Here is a 7771-nt window from a genome sequence, read left to right as displayed (position 1 = left end):
CTTTAGTCTAATTGTAAATAAATCCCAAATGGATGGAGCCACCTTTGATTGGGTATTTACTTTTTTGGCTCTAATCCAGAAAGTGATAAAAACAGAAAATTAAATCAATATTTATGCAACGCTAGTGGTAATCTGTATTTAAGTTTTTACCTTGCATTATGATGGAATTCATCCACAGTCACATTTATCGAAAAATGCAAAGTATTCTTTATTCTTCCTGATCCTCATTAAACTGTGTCGGGTCTGTCGGCGTATCATCGGCCTCCTCTGCATCAGGATCAGTCAAAATTTCACCACAGATAATCCGCTCGCCTGCATTACCGCCAGGCTGGCTGACACCATCATCCTGGCCAGCGTGGATAACCAAAGAGCTTCCCTCTTCGGATAAAATGGAGTTCTTTCCATCCAGCATCGTTGCTTCGGCAAGCTTTAATTCAGCCTCTACAAGTCCTTCGTCATCTGCTTCAATATTTGGCAAATCACCAAGGTGGGGCCCATCCGGATGCATTAATCCATGCTCATTCCCTTCCGGATTCAAATGATTCCCGGCACTTGTAAAGTCTGGCGACTCACAGGTTGGGTTTTCATGTACATGTATTCCATGAAATCCCGGCTCCAATCCTTCCAGTTCAAGTTCTATTTGAACCCCGTCTTCCTGCTCCGATAAATTGGCAGTACCGACCATATCACCAGATGTATTATACATTTCAACCGTTCTTGAGGATAGGTCACCCGTCTGGCAGGAAGCCAGGAAAAGAACAATAAGGAAAAATACAAAACGCATAATTCTTTCTCCTTTTCATAACTTTTCCTGTTAGTATTTACAAATAAAGAAATGCTAATCAACAAAACCTCTTTATTTAAGAGGTTTTGTTAGTGTCGATCTTCAGCTTCACTGATGCGCTGGCTATACTTTTCATTAAATTTCTCTTCATCTTTTTTGGATTTTTTATATATAAGATACATTGCTATCCCTGCTAAAATTATAAAGACGATTAGCGCAATAACCGCTGGAATATATTCTGATTTATCTTCAGGGAAATAGAGAAAAGGCATCATATTACGTTCACATCCTTCATTGGATATTATATCAGAGATTGTAATTATTCTAAACCAATGAAGATAAGTTCACTAATCTGTTACATTTTTTTAAATTAGGGACCCTGGCACAATAAATGGAGTAATCATTTTTGTTTACTGTTGTATTTTATTCGCTAATCTGCTGTATTTTTGGCACAATTAGGATAAGGAGGTTGCTATTATGGCAGAGGTAAGTATTGGCGAAATCGTACGCGCACATTATAATTCAGGCACATATATAGGTGAGGTAAAAGAAGATAGAGGGGAACGCTATTTGATCGAAGTCCTAGCTGTTTATAAACATCCGATGCAGGGTGATATTCATAACCCCGGTGAAGTGAAAGGGGTATTTTTCCATGAAAGAAAAGCACTGGCCCATCATGAAAAAATGAATGTCAAAAAACCGGCAGTACATCCTTTTGACGAGGTGATTCCGGAATACGGTACATCCTTGAAACAGGCTGTACAGGTATATAGAGAAAAGCTGGAGGCAAAGGAATCGGAATTTAATCAGGCAGCACTTCAAAAGCTAGAAGGACTGGAAGAAAATATTTATAAGAAAAAATACTATTAATCCTATTCGAATTCGCTTATGAAATAATATTTCATGAGTGAATTTTGTATTTTCAGCATAAACAAGAGAGCTAATAACAGAGTCGCGATCGACAATGATTTATATATAAACTATTTTTATACTGAGCCAATCTTGAAGGTCCCTAGAAGCTCCCCCTATATTTATAATCTTTCTCATAAAAATTTTCTAAACAGTCTCCCACTTGCTACTAATGCAGCCACTTACCCACTTTGCCGGCTCCCCCATTATTAGCATGGGTTCCTTCATCCTGCATTTTTTGTAATTCCCTATCCAGTTTTAATTTCGCATAAAGTTCTTTGATGATATCTTCCGTAGTTACATTATTTGGCATATCTTTTATTAACCTAATTACTTCTTCTTTCGTTCTCAACCTATCACGACCTTCTGCAAATTATTTAAGTTGAAAATATCGAACAGTTTAATTAACCTTCATTTGACTTACCGCATACAAAAAAAGAAGTATAAGAAATCTTCATTCATTTCCATACTTCTTTAAGCAATTTGCTTATTCACCGAGGTGTTCTTTAATAACGCTATCTATCCCTGTCATTGCTTCCTCTTCATCTCCGCCGTTTGCTGTTATTTTCACTTCAGCCCCTTTAGGAATTCCAAGAGACATAACACCCATGATGGATTTAAGATTTACGGTCTTTTCATTATATATTAACTCTATTTCGGCTTCATATTGACCTGCTTTATTTACAAGCAATGTTGCAGGACGTGCATGTACGCCAGTGTCTGCAGTAATTTGGTACGTTTGTTCTTTCATTGAAATCGCATCCTTTTCCATATTTTAACCTTATTTCAACTTTGTAATAGAATTAGTGAATAACTGAACTATACCTATTATATACAATAATCCCCTATTTTTAAAATAATAAGAGTTGATTTCCTCCATTCCATGACCACTCTATGTAATCGTTTGTTTTTGGCCACGCCTTATGATAACTTAATTTTAAAAAGGAGGAATAAATTGTGAGTGTACATATTGGTGCAAAAGAAGGAGAAATTGCGGATAAAATATTACTCCCTGGTGACCCGCTGCGGGCAAAATTCATTGCGGAAAACTTTTTAGAAGGCGTGTCTCAATACAACAATGTACGCGGCATGCTTGGGTATACGGGAACATATAAAGGAGAACGTGTGTCTGTTCAAGGGACGGGAATGGGAGTTCCATCGATTTCCATTTATGTAAATGAATTAATCCAAAGCTATGATGTAAAAAAACTAATTCGTGTAGGAACCTGTGGTGCAATTCAGAAGGATGTGCGTGTTCGCGATGTCATCCTAGCTCAGGGTTCTACAACTGATTCACAAATGAACCGGCTGATTTTCGGTAACATTGATTATGCTCCATTGGCAGATTTTGATTTATTGAAATCTGCTCATGACGCAGGTACGGAAAAAGGGCTTAATCTTAGAGTGGGTAATGTTTTCACCAGCGATACGTTTTATCGTGATAATGCGAAAGAGGTAAATGAATTATTGGCTAAATATAATGTTTTGGCAGTGGAAATGGAAACCACAGCACTTTATACACTCGCTCAGAAATTTGATCGCCAAGCTTTGTCCATTCTCACCGTTTCCGATCATATTTTAACCGGAGAAGAAACAACCGCGGAAGAAAGACAGACGACATTTAACGAAATGATGGAAATTGCGTTGGAAGCTGCTGTGAAATAACTTTCATGTGAGGCTAATCAGATCATAGCCTCACCTTTTTTATTTATAAAAATCAATATATGTTAACTTGGTTACCGTGATAGCTAAGTTAGGTTCAGATGCTATATCTACCTTCCAGGCTATTAAAAAATAATAGCGAAGTTTGCTGTAAACAGTTTTTTGATACATCATTTTCGATTTTTAAGCTTTTCATGTACCATTAACTAAATTTACGATACATCATTTCCAACTTTTAAGACTTTCATGTACCATTAACAAATTTAATGATACATCATTTCCAACTTTTAAGACTTTCATACTACCATTAACTAAATTTACGATACATCATTCTCGTTTTGGGATTTTAATGTACCATAGACGAATCCGAGAATGTGACGAATGAACCACACGCACTGTCCGGGAATATTTTGTACCCTACTTGTTTTTGTCTCTTCATTTCAACCCCTCGTTGTCAACCTAATTAAATTTAGGTTGACAACCGCCTGACTTCCCTATATTATCATCACAAAGGGGAGAAAATGGAGATGAGAAAATTACGTGCAATTGATTTAACCTATGGGGCAGTATTTGTTTGTTTGATGGCCATTGGGGCAAATATTACCGTTTGGTTTCCGTTTTTGGCTGTGCCAATTGGCGGGGCGAGTGTGCCGCTATCACTACAGACCTTCTTTGCTATTTTAGCAGGATTGATGCTCGGAAGAAGACTGGGTACCATTTCGATGATTACATACATACTAGTTGGTTTTGCAGGGGTACCAGTTTTCTCTGGGCTGATAGGTGGTCCTATGGCATTTGCCATGCCTACTGGAGGCTTTATCATATCATTTGTCTTTAGTGCTTTTATTACTGGCTGGATTGCGGAGAAAAATAAAAGGGAGAATTTTTCCTTTTATTTAGGAGCCTCAGCAATTGGACTGATTATCAACTATGGTATCGGTGTAACCTATATGTATTTTGCCATGAATCTGTGGCTGGAATTGCCGATTACCTATGGATTGGCATGGGCAAGTATGACTCCATTCCTTATAAAAGATGCAGCACTGGCCAGTCTCGCTGCTATGTTTATGGTAGGTGCAGCCAAGCGAATTTCAGCAAGCTTATCCCGGGCTTGATTTGTATAAAGTACCGAAGCAGGACTCACACACACCTTATTTTGAATATTTTTCGTAATACCGCACGGGCATGCTTTTCCCGCTCAATTATGGTAAAATAACCTTAAAATAATACTCAGCAGGAAGGGTGTGCACACTATGGAGATTTTCCTCAATTACCCACTATGGGCTGCACTATCAGCTATCGTATTTGCCCAGGTAATCAAAATTCCGTTACGATTGGCCGTTACAAAAGAATTCAAGCCTGAATTGGCCTTTAGTACCGGCGGCATGCCCAGCAGTCACTCAGCAGCTGTAGCAGCGCTTTCCACAGCAGTTGGTATTATGGAAGGTGTCACCTCCACCATGTTTGGTATATCTGTCGTTTTTGCCATTATTATTATGTTTGATGCCTCTGGTGTGAGGAGACAAGCAGGGGAGCAGGCGATTGTCCTAAACCAACTGCAGAAGGATTTTCAAATGCTTGTAGAAACATCAAAAGACTGGAATAAAAAAGAAGAAAAAGAAATCAGGGAGGATTTGAAAGAACTGCTCGGCCATCAGCCGATTGAAGTATTCTTCGGCGGCTTGACGGGCATTGCCATTGCCTTCTTATTGTATCCTTTATATTAAACAAAAAACCCCGGGATTGTCTTTAAGAGCAATCACCGGGATTTTTCATCATATCATTAATATTCTTCAAACATCTGCTGTCTGAATACTTGCATGGATTCATCCTCATTTAATGTAAGTAAATCATCGTCTGTTAAACTTCCATCGCCCATTTCCACGATATAAACGTCAAGTTCTCTTTTACCCCATTCGGAAAATACATCCTCTACGGTTTCATAATACAAATCAATTTTTTCCCCTGTAATGGCACTGCCTTTATCAGCAACCACGCCATAACCATAATCGGGAATATACATTACCGTACCTATAGGATAAATATCCAAATCAGCTGCTATAGTAGAATACAAGTCTCTGGTAACTTGTACACCGGAAAAAGTAATGCCATATAGTGGATGGTCCGATGTTTTCCCGGTTGATTCCACTCCAGCGGTATATCCAGTGGCAATAACATTTGCACTTGGATACTCCTCCATTGCAATTGCTTCCTCCAGTGTTTGCGGGCCTTCAATATCTTCACTGGAAATTAATTTTTTATCTTCTTCCATATGATTTAGTCTTTTTTCCTCTAATGCTATATGTCTACGCGTTTCCTGTTCATCGGACAGGGCAAGCGTCCCAAGTGAATTCCCTTGTGCCCACGCTTTGATATGTGTAATTGGCACGTTGGAAATAGATGATAATGTTACAAAAAGAGCAGCTGAAATTAACATCACCATCGTTGTTCTTTGAATAAAATTCCTTAATTTCATGTAAACACCTCACTGGATGTCATCATACCCTTTATAAGAGAATTTTATTCATAAAACTAGTTAAAACATGCGATAACCGCTTCTCCGTAGTAGTTTAATAACAATTCCGGATACAATTGCACCAACTAAACCTGAAGCTAGAATGATCCAATCGATTGCTGTAATTTCAGCGATTCTGGAAAAAGCTGTCTGTGCAGAAGAAATTGGACTGGTAAAATATACCGATACAGGCAAATCATCTATAATCAGCAGCACAACGACCGGATATAAAAAAGCCATAAGCCAAGTGGTTCTTAAAAGCATATTTAAAATAAATGCAATACCAAAGAAAATAACAAAATAAAGTAAAACAGATACAAATAATTGGATCAATGATGAAACTCCTCTCCACTACATACAGCTTTCATTTTAAATTGAAAAAAAGAAAAAAGCAAAGACAAGTTCTTGCCTCTGCCTATTTTTTCTCGATAAAGCAAAATCTCAATAAAAAATATTGAACTTACCGTTTTTCATGAGGAGGTTTACCCCACCCAGCTTGAATAAATATCGATTGTCAATCATCTTTTTCATAAATGTTGCTTTCCAGCCAAGCAGTTTTTGATTATTTTGGAAAACACCAATGGCGTCATTATTCCCTAAAGAAGCAACCGTGCCGGCATTTTTCGGTGTGAATGCTTCCAAATCTTCATCATGTACAATTGCTTTTACATTATCTGCTGCTGTTGCGGCCTGCTGAATCGCCATTTGTGCAGTAGGAGGATATGGTTTTCCACTTTTTACATTTTTAATTAAAGCACAATCCCCAATCACAAACACATCATCATATTCAGGTGTGCGCAAGTCATGACGTACTTCAACTTTTCCGCGGTTTGTTTCCATGCCGGATTCTTCCACAATGGAATTGGCACGAACTCCGGCAGTCCAGATAGCAGTCATGGTTGGCAGCTCGAATTCGTTTCCGTCCCGTTCATAAACAATGCTTGCTGATTTACATGCTATTAATTTCGCACCAGTGATGAATTCTACCCCTCGTGCTTCCAATGAATTCATCGCATACTCGGCGAGAAATGGGTCAAAATCAGGTAAAATAGAATGCGCTGCTTCAATATTTATAATCCGCACCAAATTTTTATCTATATCATATTCCTCGCACATTTCAGGAATACGGTTAGCCAGCTCACCTAAAAATTCCACACCTGTGAAACCGCCCCCGCCAACGACAATATTCAGACGAGCCTGATTTGCTTTATTTTCATTATGAAACATGGCAAAATTATAATTCAAATGCTCTCTGATCAGTCTTGCGCTGTTTATATTATCAATCGTAAATGCATGTTCTTTTAACCCAGGAATACCAAAAGTGGCAGCTTCAAATCCCAAGCCGACAACCAGAATATCATATGCTAGTTCAGTAGATTCAAGTTTTACTTTCTTCTCATCCGGTTTTATCGATATGACTTTGTCCAGGACAAAATTTATTTTACTCAAATTAATAATATTCCGGATGGGAATTCTCGTCTGGTCATGATGCAAGGTTCCTGCAGCATTTTCATGCAGCCATGTTGTCTGGTAGTGATAATCATTCATATTAACAAGCGTTATATTCGCATCATTTATATTTAAGGTTTTTTGTAGTTTTACAGTTGTCATTATACCGCCATAGCCAGCACCCAAAATGACAATATTTGGCTTATTCATGATGGCACCACTTTCGTTTTAGTTAATTAATTGGATTTAGTTATATCCAACAGCTCTCGCGTAGTTATGCATTAGTATATTTTGAGTATCTTTTAGTGGGTGAGCATTTATTGCAGACCCAATTCTTTTCAGTGGAACGAGAACTTTTCGCATTCCCTGAAATTGTAATAAAAAGATTATGTTTTTGTTATCTTATTGTAACATACCCAAAAACCATCATAGCTTTTTCAAGGTGATTTTTC

The 7771-nt window shown here is 37.9% G+C and carries 11 protein-coding genes; 4 read left to right on the top strand and 7 right to left on the bottom strand.

Translation table 11 applies throughout. The annotated features are described in order from the left end of the window. Positions 1–208: 208 nt before the first annotated feature. Together ACDX78_RS14725 and ACDX78_RS14720 are read right to left on the bottom strand one after the other, a co-directional pair. Positions 209–784: a superoxide dismutase family protein gene (locus tag ACDX78_RS14725; protein WP_486028915.1), complete on the bottom strand. Its 576-nt coding sequence runs from the start codon at positions 782–784 to the stop codon at positions 209–211. Positions 785–873: 89 nt separating this feature from the next. Further along, positions 874–1059 (bottom strand): hypothetical protein, encoded by a 186-nt coding sequence (locus tag ACDX78_RS14720; protein WP_486028914.1) that lies wholly within the window; start codon positions 1057–1059, stop codon positions 874–876. 202 nt (positions 1060–1261) lie between these two features. Between ACDX78_RS14720 and kapB the strand changes: the two genes are divergently transcribed. Further along, a complete protein-coding gene (gene kapB / locus ACDX78_RS14715; protein ID WP_486028913.1) occupies positions 1262–1654 on the top strand; it encodes a kinase-associated lipoprotein KapB in 393 nt (130 codons plus the stop codon). Positions 1655–1862: 208 nt separating this feature from the next. Here the strand turns inward: kapB and ACDX78_RS14710 are convergent, their stop codons facing one another. Next, on the bottom strand, positions 1863–2045 hold the full coding sequence (locus ACDX78_RS14710) for a hypothetical protein (RefSeq protein ID WP_486028912.1): 183 nt from the start codon (positions 2043–2045) through the stop codon (positions 1863–1865). Positions 2046–2180: 135 nt separating this feature from the next. After that, on the bottom strand, positions 2181–2444 hold the full coding sequence (locus ACDX78_RS14705; RefSeq protein WP_486028911.1) for a phosphocarrier protein HPr: 264 nt from the start codon (positions 2442–2444) through the stop codon (positions 2181–2183). Between the two features lie 206 nt (positions 2445–2650). Here ACDX78_RS14705 and deoD point away from each other — a divergent pair, with 206 nt between their 5' ends. The 3 genes from deoD to ACDX78_RS14690 all read left to right on the top strand — a co-directional run bounded on the left by deoD (position 2651) and on the right by ACDX78_RS14690 (position 5082). Continuing rightward, on the top strand, positions 2651–3358 hold the full coding sequence (gene deoD / locus ACDX78_RS14700) for a purine-nucleoside phosphorylase (RefSeq protein ID WP_486028910.1): 708 nt from the start codon (positions 2651–2653) through the stop codon (positions 3356–3358). Between the two features lie 524 nt (positions 3359–3882). Further along, a complete protein-coding gene (locus ACDX78_RS14695) occupies positions 3883–4470 on the top strand; it encodes a biotin transporter BioY (RefSeq protein ID WP_486028909.1) in 588 nt (195 codons plus the stop codon). A 138-nt stretch (positions 4471–4608) separates the two neighbouring features. Beyond that, the gene (locus ACDX78_RS14690) at positions 4609–5082 is read left to right on the top strand and encodes a divergent PAP2 family protein (protein ID WP_486028908.1); all 474 of its coding nucleotides are present in this window, start codon (positions 4609–4611) and stop codon (positions 5080–5082) included. 56 nt (positions 5083–5138) lie between these two features. Here ACDX78_RS14690 and ACDX78_RS14685 read toward each other — a convergent pair whose 3' ends face one another. The 3 genes from ACDX78_RS14685 to ACDX78_RS14675 all read right to left on the bottom strand — a co-directional run bounded on the left by ACDX78_RS14685 (position 5139) and on the right by ACDX78_RS14675 (position 7529). Continuing rightward, the gene (locus ACDX78_RS14685; protein WP_486028907.1) at positions 5139–5831 is read right to left on the bottom strand and encodes a 3D domain-containing protein; all 693 of its coding nucleotides are present in this window, start codon (positions 5829–5831) and stop codon (positions 5139–5141) included. Positions 5832–5891: 60 nt separating this feature from the next. Next, positions 5892–6203 (bottom strand): YuiB family protein, encoded by a 312-nt coding sequence (locus ACDX78_RS14680; protein ID WP_486028906.1) that lies wholly within the window; start codon positions 6201–6203, stop codon positions 5892–5894. Between the two features lie 108 nt (positions 6204–6311). Next, entirely contained in the window at positions 6312–7529 is a 1218-nt protein-coding gene (locus tag ACDX78_RS14675) for an NAD(P)/FAD-dependent oxidoreductase (RefSeq protein WP_486028905.1), read from the bottom strand. Between the last annotated feature and the right edge of the window lie 242 nt (positions 7530–7771).

It is taken from the genome of Virgibacillus oceani, assembly GCF_041521345.1.
In the GTDB taxonomy this organism is placed as follows: Bacteria; Bacillota; Bacilli; order Bacillales; family Amphibacillaceae; genus Virgibacillus_N; species Virgibacillus_N oceani_A.
Note: the sequence above shows the minus strand (reverse complement) of the source record. Positions and strands in the feature narration are given on the sequence as shown.